The 18,035-nt window shown below is 77.1% G+C and carries 18 protein-coding genes; 9 read left to right on the forward strand and 9 right to left on the reverse strand.

Going from position 1 to position 18,035, the window contains the following annotated elements; all coding sequences use genetic code 11:
- Positions 1-37: 37 nt before the first annotated feature.
- The 8 genes from ACFF45_RS06315 (at position 38) to ACFF45_RS06350 (ending at position 7,169) form a co-directional block, all read left to right on the forward strand.
- The gene (locus ACFF45_RS06315; protein WP_381343028.1) at positions 38-1,003 is read left to right on the forward strand and encodes an NADPH:quinone oxidoreductase family protein; all 966 of its coding nucleotides are present in this window, start codon (positions 38-40) and stop codon (positions 1,001-1,003) included.
- Positions 1,000-2,181 (forward strand): acyl-CoA dehydrogenase family protein, encoded by a 1,182-nt coding sequence (locus tag ACFF45_RS06320; RefSeq protein WP_381343031.1) that lies wholly within the window; start codon positions 1,000-1,002, stop codon positions 2,179-2,181. The genes ACFF45_RS06315 and ACFF45_RS06320 overlap by 4 nt, the downstream gene beginning before the upstream one ends.
- Complete coding sequence (locus ACFF45_RS06325) at positions 2,178-3,263, forward strand: acyl-CoA dehydrogenase family protein (protein WP_381343033.1); 1,086 nt, start codon at positions 2,178-2,180, stop codon at positions 3,261-3,263. The genes ACFF45_RS06320 and ACFF45_RS06325 overlap by 4 nt, the downstream gene beginning before the upstream one ends.
- Positions 3,264-3,494: 231 nt before the next feature.
- Positions 3,495-4,358 (forward strand): phosphatidylinositol-specific phospholipase C/glycerophosphodiester phosphodiesterase family protein, encoded by an 864-nt coding sequence (locus ACFF45_RS06330; protein WP_381343035.1) that lies wholly within the window; start codon positions 3,495-3,497, stop codon positions 4,356-4,358.
- Positions 4,359-4,490: 132 nt separating this feature from the next.
- Entirely contained in the window at positions 4,491-4,685 is a 195-nt protein-coding gene (locus ACFF45_RS06335) for a hypothetical protein (protein ID WP_141310211.1), read from the forward strand.
- Between the two features lie 182 nt (positions 4,686-4,867).
- Entirely contained in the window at positions 4,868-5,302 is a 435-nt protein-coding gene (locus tag ACFF45_RS06340) for a glycosyltransferase family 9 protein (RefSeq protein WP_381343038.1), read from the forward strand.
- Positions 5,269-6,177 (forward strand): glycosyltransferase family 2 protein, encoded by a 909-nt coding sequence (locus ACFF45_RS06345; RefSeq protein ID WP_381343040.1) that lies wholly within the window; start codon positions 5,269-5,271, stop codon positions 6,175-6,177. The genes ACFF45_RS06340 and ACFF45_RS06345 overlap by 34 nt, the downstream gene beginning before the upstream one ends.
- A 26-nt stretch (positions 6,178-6,203) precedes the next feature.
- Positions 6,204-7,169, forward strand: coding sequence for a glycosyltransferase family 2 protein (locus ACFF45_RS06350; RefSeq protein WP_381343043.1), 966 nt, complete (start codon positions 6,204-6,206; stop codon positions 7,167-7,169).
- Positions 7,170-7,327: 158 nt separating this feature from the next.
- Here the strand turns inward: ACFF45_RS06350 and ACFF45_RS06355 are convergent, their stop codons facing one another.
- A complete protein-coding gene (locus ACFF45_RS06355; RefSeq protein WP_381343046.1) occupies positions 7,328-7,522 on the reverse strand; it encodes a DUF2795 domain-containing protein in 195 nt (64 codons plus the stop codon).
- 329 nt (positions 7,523-7,851) lie between these two features.
- On the opposite strand from ACFF45_RS06355, the gene ACFF45_RS06360 reads away from it, so the two are divergent.
- Complete coding sequence (locus tag ACFF45_RS06360; RefSeq protein WP_381343049.1) at positions 7,852-9,165, forward strand: MFS transporter; 1,314 nt, start codon at positions 7,852-7,854, stop codon at positions 9,163-9,165.
- A 290-nt stretch (positions 9,166-9,455) separates the two neighbouring features.
- Here the strand turns inward: ACFF45_RS06360 and ACFF45_RS06365 are convergent, their stop codons facing one another.
- From ACFF45_RS06365 to ACFF45_RS06400, 8 genes are all read right to left on the reverse strand, one after another.
- Positions 9,456-10,475: a glycosyltransferase family 9 protein gene (locus ACFF45_RS06365; RefSeq protein WP_381343052.1), complete on the reverse strand. Its 1,020-nt coding sequence runs from the start codon at positions 10,473-10,475 to the stop codon at positions 9,456-9,458.
- On the reverse strand, positions 10,472-11,872 hold the full coding sequence (gene rfaE2, locus ACFF45_RS06370) for a D-glycero-beta-D-manno-heptose 1-phosphate adenylyltransferase (RefSeq protein WP_381343055.1): 1,401 nt from the start codon (positions 11,870-11,872) through the stop codon (positions 10,472-10,474). Before rfaE2 ends, ACFF45_RS06365 begins: the two co-directional genes overlap by 4 nt.
- A complete protein-coding gene (locus ACFF45_RS06375; protein ID WP_381343057.1) occupies positions 11,869-12,498 on the reverse strand; it encodes a D-sedoheptulose-7-phosphate isomerase in 630 nt (209 codons plus the stop codon). Before ACFF45_RS06375 ends, rfaE2 begins: the two co-directional genes overlap by 4 nt.
- A 282-nt stretch (positions 12,499-12,780) precedes the next feature.
- Positions 12,781-14,052 carry a glycosyltransferase gene (locus tag ACFF45_RS06380; protein WP_381343060.1) on the reverse strand — a complete coding sequence of 424 codons (1,272 nt, stop codon included), beginning with the start codon at positions 14,050-14,052 and terminating at the stop codon, positions 12,781-12,783.
- Positions 14,049-15,014, reverse strand: a complete 966-nt coding sequence (locus ACFF45_RS06385; protein ID WP_381343063.1) for a glycosyltransferase — start codon at positions 15,012-15,014, stop codon at positions 14,049-14,051. The genes ACFF45_RS06380 and ACFF45_RS06385 overlap by 4 nt, the downstream gene beginning before the upstream one ends.
- The gene (locus ACFF45_RS06390; protein ID WP_381343066.1) at positions 15,011-16,186 is read right to left on the reverse strand and encodes a glycosyltransferase family 9 protein; all 1,176 of its coding nucleotides are present in this window, start codon (positions 16,184-16,186) and stop codon (positions 15,011-15,013) included. Before ACFF45_RS06390 ends, ACFF45_RS06385 begins: the two co-directional genes overlap by 4 nt.
- Positions 16,183-16,830, reverse strand: a complete 648-nt coding sequence (locus tag ACFF45_RS06395; protein ID WP_381343067.1) for a D-glycero-alpha-D-manno-heptose-1,7-bisphosphate 7-phosphatase — start codon at positions 16,828-16,830, stop codon at positions 16,183-16,185. The genes ACFF45_RS06390 and ACFF45_RS06395 overlap by 4 nt, the downstream gene beginning before the upstream one ends.
- Positions 16,827-17,912, reverse strand: coding sequence for a glycosyltransferase family 2 protein (locus ACFF45_RS06400; protein WP_381343070.1), 1,086 nt, complete (start codon positions 17,910-17,912; stop codon positions 16,827-16,829). The genes ACFF45_RS06395 and ACFF45_RS06400 overlap by 4 nt, the downstream gene beginning before the upstream one ends.
- Positions 17,913-18,035: the final 123 nt, after the last annotated feature.

Consider the following 18,035-nt stretch of genomic DNA (forward strand, 5'->3'; position numbering starts at 1 on the left):
CCCGGTCAGACGACGCAGTTCCCGGTGGAGGCCCCGCATGCAGGCATGGCAGGTGCACGAGAACGGCGAGCCGAGCGAGGTGATGCGCCTGGGCGACGTGCCGGTGCCCACGCCCGGCGACGGCCAGGTCCTGCTGAGGGTGCGGGCCGCGAACATCAACTTCCCGGACGCCCTGCTGTGCCGGGGCCAGTACCAGGTCCGGCCGCCACTGCCCTTCACCCCTGGTGTCGAGGTCTGCGCCGAGACCGAGGACGGCCGCCGGGTGATCGCCAACCCGGCGCTGCCGCACGGCGGTTTCGCCGAGTACGCCGTCGCCGACGCCGCCGCCCTGCTCCCGGCGCCCGAGGCGCTGGACGACGCGGAGGCCGCCGCCCTGCACATCGGCTACCAGACCGGCTGGTTCGGCCTGCACCGCCGGGCCCGGCTGGAGGCCGGCGAGACGCTGCTGGTGCACGCCGCCGCCGGCGGGGTCGGCAGCGCGGCGGTCCAGCTCGGCAGGGCGGCCGGCGCCACGGTCGTCGGGGTCGTGGGCGGCGCCGGGAAGGCCGCCGTCGCCCGCGAGCTGGGCTGCGACGTCGTGATCGACCGGCATGCCGACGACGTCGTCGCCGCGGTCAAGGAGGCCACCAGGGGCCGGGGCGCCGACGTGGTCTACGACCCGGTGGGCGGCGCGGCGTACACCCAGTCCGCCAGGACGGTCGCCTTCGAGGGCCGGATCGTGGTGGTCGGCTTCGCGAGCGGCACGATTCCGAACCCCGCGCTCAACCACGCCCTGGTGAAGAACTACTCGGTCCTCGGGCTGCACTGGGGCCTGTACCACACCAAGAACCCCGAGCTGGTCCGGTACTGCCACGACCGGCTCACCGGCCTGGCCGCCCGGGGCGCGATCAAGCCGCTGGTGAGCGAGCGCGTGCCGCTGGGCGAGGCCGCGGCCGCCGTGCAGAAGGTGGCGGACGGCCGCAGCACGGGCCGGATCGCCGTCGTGAGCAAGGAGACCCGATGACCGACGCCGCCGGACTGCGCCGGCGCACCCAGGAGTTGCTGGCCGCGAACCCGCCGGCCGGCACCGGCCGGCGTGACTTCCTGCGGGCCCGCTTCGACGCGGGACTCGCCTGGGTGCACTTCCCGGAGGGCCTCGGCGGCCTGGGCGCCCCGCGCTCCCTCCAGGCCGTCGTCGACGCCGAGCTGGAGGCGGCCGGGGCGCCCGACAACGACCCGCGGCGCATCGGCATCGGCCTCGGCATGGCGGCGCCGACCATCCTCCAGTACGGCACCGAGGAGCAGAAGCGGCGCTTCCTGCGGCCCCTGTGGACCGGCGAGGAGGTCTGGTGCCAGCTGTTCAGCGAGCCCGGCGCCGGGTCCGACCTCGCCGCGCTGGGCACCCGGGCCGTCCGGGAGGGCGACACGTGGGTGGTCGACGGGCAGAAGGTGTGGACGTCCAGCGCGCACCTGGCCCGCTGGGCCGTCCTCGTCGCCCGCACCGACCCGGACCGGCCCAAGCACCGCGGCATCACCTACTTCCTGTGCGACATGAACGACCCCGGCGTCGAGGTCCGGCCGCTGCGCCAGATCACCGGCGAGGCCGAGTTCAACGAGGTCTTCCTCACCGGCGTCCGCATCCCCGACGCGCACCGCCTCGGCGAGGTCGGCGACGGCTGGCGGGTCGCCCGGACCACCCTGAACAACGAACGCGTCGCGATCGGCGGCATGCGGCTCCCCCGCGAGGGCGGCATGATCGGCCCGGCCGCGCGGACCTGGCGCGACCGCCCCGAGCTGCGCACCCACGACCTGCACCAGCGGCTGCTCACCCTGTGGGTCGAGGCCGAGGTGGCCCGCCTCACCGGCGAGCGCCTGCGCCAGCAGCTCGTCGCCGGGCAGCCCGGCCCCGAGGGCGCCGGCATGAAGCTGACCTTCGCCCGCCTCAACCAGGCCATCAGCGGCCTGGAGGTCGAACTCCGCGGTGAGGAGGGCCTGCTGTACGACGACTGGACCATGCGCCGCCCCGAGCACGTGGACTTCACCGGCCGCGACGCCGGCTACCGCTACCTCCGCTCCAAGGGAAACAGCATCGAGGGCGGGACCAGCGAGATCCTGCTCAACATCGTCGCCGAACGCGTCCTCGGCCTGCCCGCCGAGCCGCGTACCGACAAGGACGTCGCCTGGAAGGACCTGGCCCGGTGAGCGCACAGCCCGATCTGCTCTACTCCGAGGAGGAAGAGGCCCTCCGCGCCGCCGTCCGGGACCTGCTCACCGACCACTGCGGCGCGCCCGAGGTGATCGCCCGCACCGAGTCCGGCGTCCCGCACGACGCGGAGCTGTGGAAGCTGCTCACCGACGGCATGGGCCTGGCCGGGCTGCTGGTGCCGGAGGACCGGGGCGGACAGGGCGCCTCGCACCGGGAGGCCGCCGTGGTGCTGGAGGAGCTGGGCCGGGCGGTGGCGCCGGTCCCGTACCTCACCAGCGCCGTCGTCGCCACCGAGGCGCTGCTGGCCTGCGCCGGCTCCGCCGGCCTGCTCACCCGGCTGGCGTCGGGCCGCGCCGTCGGCGCGCTCGCCGTCGCGCTGCACCGCGCACCGGGCGCCGCCTTCCCCGCCGCCCGGCTCGAAGGCGGCGCGCTGCACGGCGAGTTGACCGGCGTCGCGGACGCGTCCGCCGCCGACGTGCTGCTCGTCCCTGCCGACGACGGCGGGCTGTACGCCGTGCAGGCCGGCGCCGTCACCGTGGAGCCGCAGGTGTCGCTGGACCTGACCCGGCCCGTGGCGCGGGTCGTCCTCGACGGGGCGCCCGGGCAGCGGGTGGGCGAGGCCGAGCCCGCCGTACGGCGCGCCCTGCGCGCGGCGGCCGGGCTGCTGGCGTCGGAGCAACTGGGCCTGGCCGACCGGTCGCTGACCGAGACCGTGCGCTACCTGAAGGAGCGCAAGCAGTTCAACCGGCCGGTCGGCGGGTTCCAGGCGCTCAAGCACCGGCTCGCCCGGCTGTGGCTGGAGGTCGTCCACCTGCGGGCCGCCGCACGCGGCGCGGCGGACGCGCTGGCCACCGGCGTGGACGTGGACGTGGCGGTCGCGGTGGCCCAGGCGTACGCCGCGCCGGTGGCGGTGCGGGCCGCCGAGGAGGCGCTGCAACTGCACGGCGGCATCGGCATGACCTGGGAGCACCCGGCACACCTGTACCTGAAGCGCGCCAAGGCGGACTCCCTCGCGTACGGCACCGCGGGCGCCCACCGCGCCACGCTCGCCGCACTGGTGGACCTCCAGGCCCCCTGACGCGGGGAAAGCCCGGCCGACGCGCGCGGGAACCCGGCGCGAAGCCCGCCCCACCAGGGGCGGGCTTTTCGGTGCCGGCGCGCCGGTGAAGTGAACTCATGGCGGCGCTCCGGCCAACTCACGCGCCATGCCCTGCCTGCCGGGCCTGACGGAACCTCATACTTCCCCCGTCCCGCCCTCGCCCGACCGGGACCCCCCAGGTTCCGACCCGCCCCACCAGGGAGGCAGACCATGGCCCTCACCACCCGCCGCAGAGCCCTCACCACCCTCGGTGCCGCCTTCGCCGGCGCCGTCGCCCTGCCCGGCGCCAGCGCGCTGGCGGACGACCGCGGGCGCTCCCCGCGGCCGCTGTGGCGCGCCCACGCGCACAACGACTACGAGCATCCCCGGCCGCTCCTCGACGCCCTCGACCACCGCTTCGGCAGCGTCGAGGCCGACATCTACCTCGTGGGCGACCAGCTCCTCGTCGCCCACGACCCCGAGGACCTCGACCCCGCCCGCACCCTGGAGTCCCTCTACCTCGACACCCTCGCGGCCCGCGTCAGGGCCAACCGCGGGTCGGTGTACCGCGGTCACCGCGGGTCGCTCCAGCTGCTGATCGACCTCAAGACCGAGGGCGCCTCGACCTACCTCGAACTCGACCGGCATCTGCGCCGCTACCGCCACCTGTTCACGACGTACGCCCACGGCAGGGTCCTGCCCGGACCGGTCACCGCCGTCGTCTCCGGCGACCGGGCGGCGCGCGTGCCGATGGAGGCGCAGACGGTGCGCCGCGCCTTCTACGACGGCCGGCTGGCCGACCTCGGCAGCGCGGCGCCCGCCTCCTTCGTTCCGCTGATCAGCGACAACTGGACGCTGAACTTCACCTGGCGGGGCGCCGGCACGTTCCCGGCGGCCGAGCGGCAGAAGCTGCACGGCATCACCCGGGCGGCGCACGCGCGCGGGCAGAAGGTGCGGTTCTGGGCGACGCCGGACGTGGCCGGGCCCGAGCGGGACGCGCTGTGGGCCGAACTGCTCGCCGCCGACGTGGACTTCGTCAACACCGACGACCTGCTCGGGCTGGCAGCGTTCCTGGACGCCCACGAGCGGGCGTAGCCACCCTCCCGCGCCCGCCGGGTCCACGGACACCACACGTTCGGAGGACAGGTCAGCCGCCCGGAGGAACCCTCCGCTACGCCACACTTGCGGCCGAACGCCGCGAAGCGGACGTGGCGGAGGAGGTTGACGATGGCCATTTCCATCTCTGTGGTGCTGCTGCTGTTCATCCTGGCGGTGATCTTCGTGCGCAACGGCGGGCTGAAGCCCACGCACGCGATCGTCTGCCTCCTGCTCGGCTTCTACCTCGCGGGTTCGAGCATCGCCCCGACCATCCACAGCGGCCTCACGGCCACGGCCGACATGGTGAGCGGCCTGAGACCGTGACGCGCCGACGGGCGCTGTCAAACGCTGCCCATGTGGCACGGCCGGGGCGGGCGGCCGAGGATGGAAGCGGCGTACGGCCCGGCCGACCCGGCGTGAGCGACGACGCCCGCCGGGGCACTCGGCCCGCTGCCGCCGGGAGCGGCGGGCACCAGGGCCTCAGCGGCGGAAGGAAGGGCGAGCCGGTGACGACGACGACGTTCTCCGCCCTGCCCCCCGTACGACCGGCCCGGACCGGCGGCCCCGAGGAGGCCGCCCTGACCCGGTACGTCAGCGGCGGCACGGCGATCGACCTGGGGGGCCGCACCGACGCGCGGCGGCTGTCCGGCGTGCTGCGGGCCGCCGACGCGGTGGTGGCCGGGACCGGTGGCGCGGTCCACCTCGCCGCGGCCAACGGCACGCCGGTCGTCTCGCTCGTCCCCCCCGCCGCCACGGCCCGGACACCGGGGCCCGCACGGCGTACCGGCGGTCCTGCCCGGCCGGGACGACGCCACCGCACAGGACGTGACGAGTGCCGTGCGGAAACTGGTCACCGCGTGACGCGCGCCGCCCCTTGGCACCCGTCCCCCCGCGAAGAGGAGTTCCCGTGGCCGAAGCCGTCACCTCCCGGCCCGGCGTGAACGGCCGGCACTCCGGGCGGGTCACCGTCGCGGTGATCACCCGTGACCGGTGCCGGAGCGTGCTGCGCACCCTGGACCGGCTGGCCGAGCTGCCCGAACGCCCCGAGGTCGTCGTCGTGGACAACGGCTCCGTGGACGGGACGGTGGCGGCCGTCCGGCGGCACCCGGCGGGCGCGCGGGTCCTGGCCGCCGGGCGCAACACGGGCGCGCTCGGCCGCAACATCGCGGTACGGCACGCCACCACGCCCTACGTGGCCTTCAGCGACGACGACTCCTGGTGGGCGCCGGGCGCCCTGGAGACCGCCGCCGACCTGCTGGACGCCCACCCCCGCCTCGGCCTGCTGGCCGCCCGGGCAGTGGTCGGGCCCCAGGCCGCCGAGGATCCGCTGAACGCCGTCCTCGCCGGCTCGCCGCTGCCGCCCGCCGCCGACCTGCCCGGCCGGCCGGTCCTCGGCTTCCTGGCGTGCGCGGCCGTGGTCCGGCGCCGGGCCTTCCTGGAGGCCGGCGGCTACCATCCGGTGCTCTTCTTCGGCGGCGAGGAGACCCTCCTCGCCTACGACCTGGCGGCCCGGGGCTGGGGCGTGACCCACGTGCCCGCGGTGACGGCCGTGCACCACCCCGACCCGGGCGAGCGCCCCGGCCGCTCGGCGGTGCAGCTGCGCAACGCCCTGCTCACCGCCTGGCTGCGCCGCCCCGTCCCGGTCGCCCTGCGGCACACCGCCGGGCTGGGCGCGGCCGCGGGCCGCGGCGAGCGGGAGGCCGCGACGGCCCTGCGCGGCGCGCTCGCCCGGCTCCCCGCGGCACTGCGCCGCCGCGAGCGGCTCCCCGACCGCGTCGAACACGCGGCCCGGCTGCTGGACCGGGCGGCCCCGTGACCGGCGCCCACACCGAAGGAGCGCACATGGCGCACGACACCTCTCCGGCCCGCCGGACACACCCCCGCCCCGGCGACCGGCCCGCGGCCGGCCCGCGCCCGGACACCCGGACGACGGTCGTGGTGATCACCTGGAACCGCCGCGCCGAGCTGCTGCGCACCCTGCGCACCCTGCGCGACCTCCCCGAGCGGCCCCGGGTCGTGGTCACCGACAACGGCTCCGGCGACGGCACCGCCGAAGCCGTCGCCCGGGAGTTCCCGGAGGTCCTGCTGCTGTGCCCGGGACGGAACCTGGGCGCCGTGGGGCGCAATCTCGCCGTCCGGCACGTGCGGACCCCGTACGTGGCCTTCTGCGACGACGACACCTGGTGGGAGCCGGGCTCGCTGCGGCGGGCGGCGGACCTGCTGGACGCGCGTCCGGCGCCGGTGGCCGTCACGGCGCGCATCGTCGTCGAGCCCTCGGGGGAGGAGGACCCCGTCGTCGCGGAACTGCGCGACTCGCCCCTCACCGGTCCGGACTGGCTGCCCGGCCCGGCGCTCGGCTCGTTCCTCGCCGCCGCGACGGTGATGCGCACCGACGCCTTCCGGGAGGCGGGCGGCTTCCACGCCGGGCTCTGGCTCGGCGGGGAGGAGGAGCTGCTGGCCACCGACCTGCTGCGGCGCGGTCACTGGCTGTGCTACGTCCCGGAACTGACCATCCACCACGCCGCGTCGACGGTCCGCGACAGCACCGCCCGGCGGGTGCTCGGCCTGCGCAACACCCTGTGGTTCACCTGGCTGCGCCGCCCCTGGCGGTCGGCCCTGCGCCGCACCGGGTACCTGATGCGCACCGTGCCGCGGGACCGCGCGTCCGCGCGGGCCTTCGCGCTGGCGGCGGCGGGGCTGCCCTGGGTGCTCAGGCAGCGCGATCCCGTCCCCGCCGACCTGGAGGCGCGCCTGGTGGCGCTGGAGCGGGCGCGCCGGACCTCACCGGCGCGCAGGTACGTCGGCTGACGCCGCGCGCACGCCGGGTGCCTGCGCCGGTCGCCTGCATCGGTTGCCTGCGCCGGTCGCCTTCGTCGGTCCCGGCAGGCCGCACGGGCCGGCGGCGGCCGCACACGCGGGGCGGCGGCCGGGTGCGAGGCCCGGCCGCCGCCCGTCGGGCCGTGGTGTCACTCGTTCTGGAAGACGGCCTTGCTGACCTCGGCGGGATTCTCGTACCGCTTCTTGCCGAGGTGCTCGATCCGCTCGGTGACCTCCTTGGACGCGTGGTTGTCCCGGGCGACCTTGACCAGTTGGTCGCGGTCGGCCGGGTACTCCGCGCCGGACAGGGCCTTCTGCAGATCCGGAGGGCTGATACCCGCCATGATTCCTCCACGTTGGTGAGGTTTCGGCTCCCCGCGTTCCCGTGACGTGTGTCGCATAACGCGATCGGCGCCGGAACCTGTGAGCAAGTGCACAGGCGGGAGCGAATCCGCAGGTGCGCCCGCCCACCACCCTTTGTGGATCTTTCCGGCCGGGGGCGGGCGGTCCCGGAGCGGAAGTCCCGTCTGCCACGATGGGCGGCGCCCAGATCCAGGTGGAGCGACCGCGCAGCGCAGCCGTGTTCCGAGCTCGGCCGGATTGACCCGACCGCTCCCGCGCACCCGCGGCCCTGCCTCCGAGTACTCCTGTGCCTTCCTCTCCCGCTTCACCCGTGCCCGCCGCCGGCTCCCGTTCGCCGTGGCGGTCCCTGCGCTACCGCAGCATGCGCTGGTGGTCCCTGGCCAACTTCGTCTCCAACGCCGGCACCTGGATGCAGCTCACGGTGCAGAACCTGCTCGTGCTGGAGATCACCGGCTCGGCCGCCGCCACCGGCCTGTCCGTGTCCGTGCAGGCCGCGCCCGCGCTGCTGGTGAGCCTCGCCGGCGGTGCCGCCGTCGACCGCTGGCCCCGCAAGCTCACCGCCCTCGTCAGCCAGGCGCTGCTCGGCGCGGTCGCCCTGGTGACGGCCACCCTGGTGGCGGCCGACCGGCTCGACCTGACCGTCCTGCTGGTGCTGGCCGCCGTCACCGGCACCGTCGCCACCGTCGACGGGCCCGCCTGCGCCCTGCTCGGCAACGACCTCGTGCGCACCGAGGACGTGCCCTCCGCCATCGGGGTGGGTTCGCTGGTGCACAGTGCCGGCCGGCTCGCCGGCACCGCCTTCGCCGGTGTCGCCGTGGGCCTCCTCGGCACGGCCGCCGCCTACGCGGCCAACGGGCTGTCGTTCCTCTTCGTCGCCTCCGTCATCCCCTTCCTGCGCCCCGTCGCCGGAGCGGTCCGTCCCGCCGGGCCCGCCCGGCGGGACGCGGCGGCGCGGCGGGCGGCCGCGCCGGACCTGACCGTGCGGCAGGGCCTCGCCTACTTCGCGCGCCGTCCCCGGCTCGTCGCGCTCGCCGGCATCACCGGGATCAGCGCCGTCTTCGGCCGGAACTACGGCCTCACCCTGGCCGTCCTCGTCACCGGCCCGCTCGCGGCCGGCGCCGGAGCCTTCGGCACCGTCTCCACCGTCCTCGCCGTCGGCGGCATCGTCGGCGCGGTGCTGGGCGCGCGGCTGCGCAAGCCGTCCGTACGGCTGGTGGCCGCCCTGGCCGCCACCGGCGCGCTGCTCCAGGCGGCGGCGGGGCTGTCGCCGTCGATCGCCGTCCTGCTGGTGCTGGTGCTGCCCATGGCCGTCGTGGAGTCCGTCTCCGACACCGCCGGCACGACCGTGCTGCAGACCGACCCGCCCGCCCACATGCGCGGTCGCGTGCTCGGCGTCTGGGGCAGCATCAGCACCGGCTGGGGACTGGCCGGGCCGCCGCTGCTGGGCCTGCTGATGGAACTCGCCGGGGCGCGGGGCGCCCTGGTGACCGGCGGCCTGGTCATCGCCGGTGCCCTGGGAGCGGGCCACCTGCTGAGGGAACGCCGTACGGCGAGGCCCGTGCCGCTGCGGACCGGCGAGCGCGCGGGCGCGGCACCGCAGCCGGCGCTGAGCACGGCCGCCTGACGCCGGGACGCACACGAGGTCCGCGGCCCCGGCGGGCGCACCGGCACCGGCCTGCCGGAGCCGGTGTACTCGGCCTGTGTACGTCGGCGCAGACGGCCTGCCGGTGCCGGGGTACACGGCCTACCGCGACAGAGGACGCGGCGCACGGCCTCACCGGCGTACCGGCCGGGGTGGCGTGCCCGTTCTCAGCGGCGTACCGGCCGGGGTGGCGTGCCCGTTCTCAGCGGCGTAGCGGGCTGGTTGGCGTGCCCGTTCTCAGCGGCGTACCGGCCTGGGCGGCGCACGCGGTCTCAGCGGCGTACGGATCCGAGGGCCGGCGCGGGGTCCGGGGCGCCGTCCGTCACCGCCCGCACCTCCGCGACGACCTCCGCCACGCCGATCCGCAGCAGCCGGGCGTCCGGGACCCGGCCGTGGGCGTCGCCCGGGCGGGCCGTGGCGTCCTCGCCGGGATGCCACAGCACCCGGTGGCGCGAGTCGGGCGGCGGGCCCCACAGCCGCGGGGCGACCGGGCCGAAGAGGACGACCGAGGGCGTGCCCAGCGCCGTGGCCAGATGCGCCAGTCCGGTGTCGCCGACGACCACGCAGCGGGCCCCGGCGACGAGCGCGGCCAGCCGGTCGAACGGCACGTCACCGGCGCCGCCGAGGACCGACCCCGGTGGCAGCCCGGCCGCCGCCGCCACGTGCCCGGCCAGCGCGCCCTCGCCCGCCCCGGCGGTCACCACGACGTCGTGACCGGACCGGCGCAGCTCCCGGGCGACCGCCGCGAAGCGCTCCTTCGGCCAGCGGCGGGCGGGCGCGTCGGCGCCCGGGTGCACGACCACGGCGCCCGGCGCGGGGGAGGGGGCCGACGGCGCCGGGATGCGCAGGTCGAGCGGGTCGGCCGGGACGCCGTACCAGCGCAGCAGCCGGCACCAGCGGTCCCGCTCGTGCTCGTCCTCCCGCCAGCCGGGGCCGGTGATGCCGGGCGTGTCCGGGTGGGCGTAGGCGAACAGGCGGCGCGGGCCCAGCCGGTGCAGCAGCAGGTGGCTGAGCGGGCCGTTGCCGTGCAGGTCGACGGCGAGGCCGGGCGCGGGCCCCGGCCAGGCCAGCTCGGCGGGCACCTCCCGGCCCGGGGCGGACGTGGGCAGCAGCCGGTCCACCAGGCCGGTGGCGGCGACCGCCCCGGACAGCCGGTCCGGTGCGGCCAGCACCAGCTCGTGGCCGGGGAGGTGCCGGCGCAGCGCCCGCAGCGCGGGCACCGCGGTCAGCAGATCGCCCAGGCCGAGCGCCCGCAGCACCAGCGTCCGGGGGGCCGTGGCCGGGGCGGTCACGGGGCGGCGGCCCGGGCCGCGCGGCGGGCCAGCACGGTCGTGGAGCGGCCGTCCAGGTAGGGCAGGACCACGGCCTGCCCGCCCCACGCCCGCAGCGTCCCGGCCTCGGGCAGGTCCTGCACGGAGTAGTCGCCGCCCTTCACCCACACGTCGGGGCGCAGCCGGGCGAGCAGTTCCTCCGGGGTGTCCTCGTCGAAGACGGCGACCGCGTCGACGCTGCCGAGGGCCTGGAGGACGCGGACCCGGTCCGCCACCGGGTTCAGCGGCCGTCCCGGGCCCTTGAGACGGGCCACCGAGGCGTCCGAGTTGACGCACACGATCAGGCAGTCGCCGATGCCGCGGGCGCTGTCGAGCAGGCCCACATGGCCGGCGTGCAGCAGGTCGAAGCAGCCGCCGGTGGCCACGACGGTGCCGCCGCGCCCCCGGACCTGCTCGGCCAGCGCGAAGGGGTCGGTGACCGGCGCGGCGGGCGCGGCGGCGGCGGGCGTGCTCCGCCACAGCGCCGGGTTGCCGGCCCCGCCCTCCGACACGAACGCGGCCGCTTCGGCCACCGCCCGTTGCAGGGCCTCCTCGGGCAGCGCCCCGTCCGCCAGCGCGGACGCGGTGGTGGCGGCGAAGCAGTCACCCGCGCCGCACGGGTCCCCGGTGGCCCGGAACGGCGGCGGGATCAGCATCGGGGCGCCGTCGCCCGGCCGGGCCAGCAGCACCCCGCGGTCGCCGAGCGTCACCGCGACGCCCGCGGCCTGCCAGCGCTCGGCGAGGGTGACCCCGCGTTCGGCGTGCGCGCGCAGCGAGTCGCCGGAGCCGCCGGGGGCGTGCTCGGCGGGGCAGAGCCCGCGCGCCTCCGCCGCGTTCGGCGTGACCAGCCGCGTACCCGGGACGGGCTCCTCGCCCTTGAGGTGCGGGTCCCACACCAGCGGCGTGCGCGGGACGACCGCGGCCAGGTGCTGCCGGACCGCCCGCACCGTGTGCCGCCCGTAGTCGGCGACGAGCACGGCGTGGGCCTCGGTGAGCGCCTCCCGCACCGCGCCGTCGGGTTCCCCCGGGGTGCCGCCGCCCCGGTCGATGCGCACCAGCGGGCGCCCGCCCGCCAGTACCCGTGTCTTCACCGGCAGGCTGCCGGTCAGCGGGATCTCCACCAGCCGGACCCGGCCGCGCAGCTCCCGGCGGACCGCCTCGCTGGCGTCGTCGTCGCCGAGCGCGGTCACCAGGACCACCTCGCGCCCGCCCCGGGCGGCCAGCGCGGCGGCCAGCCCGGCCCCGCCGGGATGCGTGCGGTCCTGGGTGACGTCGACGACCGGGGCGGGCGCGTCGGGGGCCAGCCGGGTGGCGACGCCCTCGATGTCCTCGTCCAGCAGCACGTCACCGACGACCACCAGCGGCTCGGGCCCGGTCACGACGCCCTCCGGTGGGCGGTGACGGCGCGGGACGCGGCACGGGGGGCGAGGGCCGCGTCGAACGCCTCGCACAGCAGGTGAACGGCGACCAGGTGGGCCTCCTGGACGGTGGCCGTGGTGTCGGCGTCGATGCACAGCGCCTCGTCGGCGGCCTCGGCCAGCGGGTTGGGCCGCGGTCCGGTCATCGCCCAGACCCGCAGGCCCGCCGAACGGCCGGTCACGGCCGCGCTGATCAGGTTGGCGCTGCGGCCGGAGGTGGACAGCAGCACCAGCACGTCCCCGGGCCGGCCGTGGGCGGCCACCTGGCGGGCGTACACCTGGTCGAAGCCGTAGTCGTTGCCGAGCGCGGTGAGGCTGGAGGTCTCGGCGTGCAGCGAGATGGCCGAGTAGGCGGGCCGCTCCCGGCGGTAGCGGCCCACGAGTTCGGCGGTCAGGTGCTGGGCCTGGGCGGCGCTGCCGCCGTTGCCCGCGGCCAGCAGGCGGCCGCCGGAGGGCAGGACGGCGGCGAGCCTGCCGCCCCAGTCGGCTATCCGGCCGAGCCCGTCCCGGCGCAGCCGGACCAGCGCCTGCTCCAGGGACCGGCAGTGGCCCCGGGCGGCCTCCAGCGCGGCCGGGGCGGCGGACACGGGTGACGCGGGGGACACGGGGGAGGGCGAGGCTGGTGAGGGGGACGTGGCGGACGTGGGGGACGGGGACGCCGGGGGCGCGGGGGACGGGGACGCGGAGGACGCGGGGGACGGGGACGCGGGTGACGCGGGGGTCACGGAAAATTCGCTCATGCTGGTCGGGCGTACCGCGTCACACGGGACGGCGGCCGGACCCGCACCTCCTTCGGACGTCGGTGCAGTGCGGTGGGTCGGAACGCTGTCGAGGCCGGGTGGGTGCCCGGACCGGCGGGCGTGGACGGCTCACACCACCTCCGTCACGGAGTGGCGGGCGTCCAGGACGGCGCAGTACGCCGCCTCCGTCTCGGCCGCGACGCGGTTCCAGCCGTAGCGGCGCAGCACCCGGCGGCGGCCGGCCGCGCCGCACGCCTCCCGCGCCTCGGGCCGGGCGAGCAGGCCGGCGGCGGCCCCGGCGAGCGCCTCGGGGTCGCGGGGCGGCACCAGTCGTCCGGTGGCCGGATCGGCGACGGTGTCCAGGTGGCCGCCCACCGCGCTGGCGACGACCGGCCGGCCGCAGGCCATCGCCTCCAGCGGCACGATGCCGAAGGGCTCGTAGTCGGCCGGGCACAGCACCACGTCGGCGCCGCGCAGCAGCGCGGGCACCTGACGGCTGGGCACCCCGCCGGTGAAGTGGACCCGGTCGGCGACCCCGGCGCGCCGGGCCAGCGCCCGTAGGCGCCGTACCTCCGGATCCCGGTCGAGCCGGTCCGGGGGCGGGCCGCCGACGACGAGGAGTTCGGTGTCCGGCAGCCGGGTCAGCGCGGCGACGGAGACCTCGGCTCCCTTGCGGGGGACCAGCCGGCCCAGCTGGAGCAGCCGGTAGCGCCGGGTGCGGCGCCTGGCGGCCGGTCCCCGGGGGGTGAACAGCCCGGTGTCCACCCCGCAGGGCACCACGCTGACCTTGTCGGCGGGGATGCCCATCCGGGACAGCTCGGCGACCTCGTCGCGGCAGGTGGCGACGACCCGGTCGCAGCCCAGGCCGACGTCCGTCTCGTGGCCGATCCGCTGCGGCGGACTGGTGTCCGCGAGCTGCTGGTGCCGCCTCTTGACCGTGCCCAGCGCGTGGTAGGTGTGCAGCAGGGGCAGGTCCAGCGCGCGCGCCGCGCGCAGCGAGGCGAGTCCCGACATCCAGAAATGCGAGTGCACGACGTCGGGCGGCCGGGCCCGCCAGACGCGGGTCAGATGCCGGGCGAAGTCGTCCATGTGGGGCAGCAGTTCGTCCTTGGGCAGGGCCCGCGCGGGTCCCGCCGGCACGTGGTGCACCGTCACGCCGTCACGCAGGGGCACGGTGTCGGGCAGGTCGGGGTCGTCGCGCCGGGTGTACACGGTCACCTGGTGGCCGCGGTCGGCCAGCGCGCTCGCGAGGCAGGCGACGTGGACGTTCTGCCCGCCCGCGTCGACCCCGCCCAGCGCGGCCAGCGGGCTCGCGTGCTCGGAGACGAGCGCGACGGAGAGCGGGCCCGGCCCGTCGCCGTCGACGTGGGTGTGCGGCAGGGATCCGACCGATGACGTCATGAGCGCACCTCCGTCAGCAGGCGCTCCCAGTCGTCCAGGAAGCGCTTGAGCCCGTAGCGTTCGAGGGCCGCCCGGCGCGCGCGGGCGCCGTCCTCGGCGGCGGCCTCGGGATCCTCCAGGTAGCGCCGGGCGGCCCGGGCCAGTACCTCGGGGCGGGTGGACAGCGTGCCCGCGTCCGGCGGGATCGCCTCGACCGCCTCCGTGGTGGCGAGCGCCACGACCGGCATGCCCAGGTGCATCGCCTCCAGCAGCGCCAGGCCGAGCGAGGTCCAGCGCACCGGGTGCAGGTACAGCCGGCGTTCGGCCATGGCCGCGTGCAGTCCGCTCTGCGGCAGGTCGGCGCTGCGGCAGCGCTCCTCGGGCAGGCCGAGGTGGTCGGCGAGGCCCTCGGTGCGCATGCCGAAGACGTCCAGCGGCGCGGCGCGGGCCAGTCCGGGCAGCAGGTCGGTGCCCGTGTGACGGCCGCGCCGCACCGGATCGTTGACGACGACGGCCGCGCGGGGGAGGCGGCCGGTGTACTGGTGGCCCGGGTCGACGATGCCGTGCTCGACCACCTCGGTGCGGGTGCTGCCGCAGTCCCAGAACAGGCGGTTGAACGGCGTGACGTGCACCAGCGTCAGGTCGTCGCGGTCGGCGAACGGGTGCCGGGTCGAGGGGACGTCGCCGTCCGGCGCGTTGTGCTCCAGGTAGACGGCGGGCAGGTCGCGGCCGGGACGTCGGCCGCCCAGCCAGCGTTGGGCCAGCTCCAGCTCGTGCGGGCGCTGCAGGACCACCAGGTCCACCTGCGCGTCCCGCAGCTGGGCGGGGGTCAGCTCGCGCACCGAGGACGGCCAGGAGAAGGTGCGGGCCCGGCCCAGGCCGTCCGCGTCGCGGTCCGGGGTGACGGGAACGAGGTAGGTGTGGGGCCCCTGGACGAACGCCGTCGTCCAGGAGCCGTGCACATGCCACAGCAGGATGTTCATGTGGTCGCTCCTCGTTCCGTCTCGGCCCTGCCGCCCGGTCGGCACGGGGCGGCCGGCGTGGCCGGCCGGGGCGACGGGCCCTGATCCATCACGGGATCCGTCCGCTTTGTCTCTCTTGTCTGATGGAAATTATTCATCCCAACCGGCTGGCTGGCGCAGAGCGCGGTCACGGCGGCCAGCACCTCCGCGTCCCCGATCCCGTCGAGGCAGGGATGGCCCGGCGTGGGGCAGGTCCGGGCCCTGGTGCCCGCGCAGGGCGCCTCCTGGTCCCCCAGCAGCACATGCGGGACGCCGTACGGCCGCCAGCGCTCGGCCGGTACCACCGGCGCGAACAGGGACACCACCGGAGTGCCGACGGCGGCGGCCAGATGCGCCGGCCCGGTGTTGCCGACCACCGCGGCCCGCGCCCCGGCGAGCACGCCGGCCAGTTGCTCCAGATGGGTGACACCGCCCAGGTCCAGGGCGTGTGCCCCGGCCACCCGGGCCGTCAGCTCCCGTTCCCCCGCCCCCCCGGTGACGACGACGCGGTACCCGGCCGCCGCCAGCGCCGCCGCGGCCCGGACCGCCCGCTCACGGCTCCACGCCCGCGCGGGCACGGCGGCGCCGGGATGCAGCACCACGTACGGCTCGGGGCCGGTCAGCCGGGTCATGTCCGGCGGCGGCGTGACGCGCAGTGCGCCGTTGTCGCCCGGCGGCAGGGCGAACCCCGCGTCCCGGGCCAGGTCCAGGGCCGCCAGCACCTCGTGCCGGTGCGGCTGCCGGTGGTGGCGCAGGTCGAGCAGGGCGCCCGGATAGTCCTCGCTGTCGGCGGCCGTCCAGCCGACCCCCGCCAGCTTCAGCAGCAGCGCCGCCGGCAGCGGGCTCTGGTGGTACGACACCAGCACCAGCGCCCGGTCGAAGCGGCGGGCCGTCAGCGTGTCGAGCAGTTCCCGGGTGGCCCGCCGGGAGACCGGCGCCGGATCCAGGCCCGTCCAGGGCGCGTCGTGCACCAGGACCTCGTCGACGCCCGGCAGCAGGCGTGCCGCGCCCGCCCCCTGCGGCCCGCACAGCAGCGCCGTGTACGACGAACCGGCGGCCACGGCCCGCACGGCGGGCCCGGCCAGCAGGACGTCACCGGCGCTGTCGAGGCGTACGACCAGCGAACGGGGCAGGGTCGGGGAATCGGCCGTCATGACTCTCCCGGGACGGGAACGCGGACGGGGGCGGGCGCCCGGGACAGGGCGGTACGGACCGCCGCGCGCAGGTCCGGGGCGGTGACCTCGGCGCGGGCGGTCTCCTCCGGGCGGGTCACCGGGGTCGGCACCAGCACACCCCGGGCGCCGGCGGCGCGGGCCGCGGCCACGTCGGCGCCGATGTCGCCGATGACGACCGTGCGCTCCACCGGGACGCCGAGCCGCGCGCACGCCGCGAGCACCAGTCCCGGCGCCGGTTTGCGGCAGCCGCAGCCGTCGTCCGGGCCGTGCGGACAGACCGCCCACACCCCGAACGGGCCGAGCAGCTCCTCCACCCGCCGCCGCACGGCCGCGACCTGACGGTAGGTCAGCAGACCGCGGGCGACGCCGGACTGGTTGCTCACCACACCGACCGGGATGCCGCGGTCCCGGACCGCGTCGACGGCCTCCCGCGCCGTCGGCATCGGCACCACCCGTGCCGGGTCGCCGTTGTAGGGGACGTCGACGACCAGGGTGCCGTCGCGGTCGAACAGGACGGCTGCCGGGAGGGCGGGGGGCAGGGGCGGGCGGGGGCCGGCGCACCGCGCGGGACCGTCGAACAGCCACGGGCGGCGCGGCTCGCGGGGTGCCGTGAGCCGTGTCATGAGGGCACCCGCTCCCGGTCCGGCGCCCGCGAGGGACGCGGCGGCTCACCGGGCTCGTGCGCGGTGGCGGGCGGCGTGTGCCGGTGGACGGCCTGTCCGCGCAGCCAGTGCCAGACGGCGGCGGGCGGGATGGCGACGCTGGTCAGCGCCATCGTGGCGATCTCGTCCCGGGTGCGCGGCCCGGGCAGGATCCGGGCCAGCGCGAACTCGGCCGTCCCGGCCAGCCACAGCCCGGCGCACGCGCCGGCCGCCCGGCGCCGGCCCGCGGCGGCGCAGGCCAGGGCCGTCACCGCCGCCCCGGTCACCACCGCGTCCAGCGCGAGCCGCCCCCGCGGCGCCCCGGCCCGGCGCCACCAGGTCCGGCCGTGCAGCCGGGTCATCAGCACGTCGTCCGCGTTGCCCGCCTGGAGCCGGACCGAGACCCAGCGGTCGGCGGGCCGTACCGGATGCGTCGTACGGCGGTGGCCGGCCGCCACCGCCCAGCCGGCCGCGATCACCCGCAGTGCGAGGTCGGCGTCCTCCCGGAAGGCGCGCCGGAAGCGTTCGTCGAAGCCGCCGACCGCCTCCAGGGCCGCCCTCCGGTAGGCCATGTCGGCGGTGATCCAGCGGGCGGTGGCCAGCCCGGCGGTGTTGCGCTCCCAGTCGGTGGGCCGGCGGTCCGGCGGCAGCGGGACGTCGATCCGCGCGGTGACGGCGCCCGTCCGGTACGCCGCCCCGGCCAGGTCGAGCGCGAGGTCCTCGCCCCAGGAGGGGCTGGGCACCACATCGTCGTCGAGGAAGACGACCCAGGGCACGCCTGCGGCCGCCCGCCACCCGGCGTTGCGGGCGGCGGCCGGGCCGCGGGCGCCGCCCCGGACGACGGTGGTGAGCGGGCGCAACACCTCGGGGACCGCTTCCGCCGGCGCGTCCGCCGGGGCGCCCGGGCGGTCGTCGACGAGGACCACCCGCACCGGACGGGGGCCGCCCGACCGGGCCAGGGCGCGCAGGCATACGGCAAGGCTCGGACGGCCCAGGGTGGGGATCACCACCGCGTAGGCGTCGTCGGCGTACGCGGTGTCCACCGGCGGTGCTGCCTCGGTCATCGGGGCCTCCCGGGGGTGCGGTGCGTCAAGGAGTTAGGTTGTGCCTGATGTGGCCAAGGTGCCTGATGTGGCCAATGTGCCTGGTGTGGCCGAGATGCCTGATGTGGCTGAGGTGCCTGATGT

The organism is Streptomyces cinereospinus (assembly GCF_042430725.1).
Lineage (GTDB): Bacteria > Actinomycetota > Actinomycetes > Streptomycetales > Streptomycetaceae > Streptomyces > Streptomyces cinereospinus.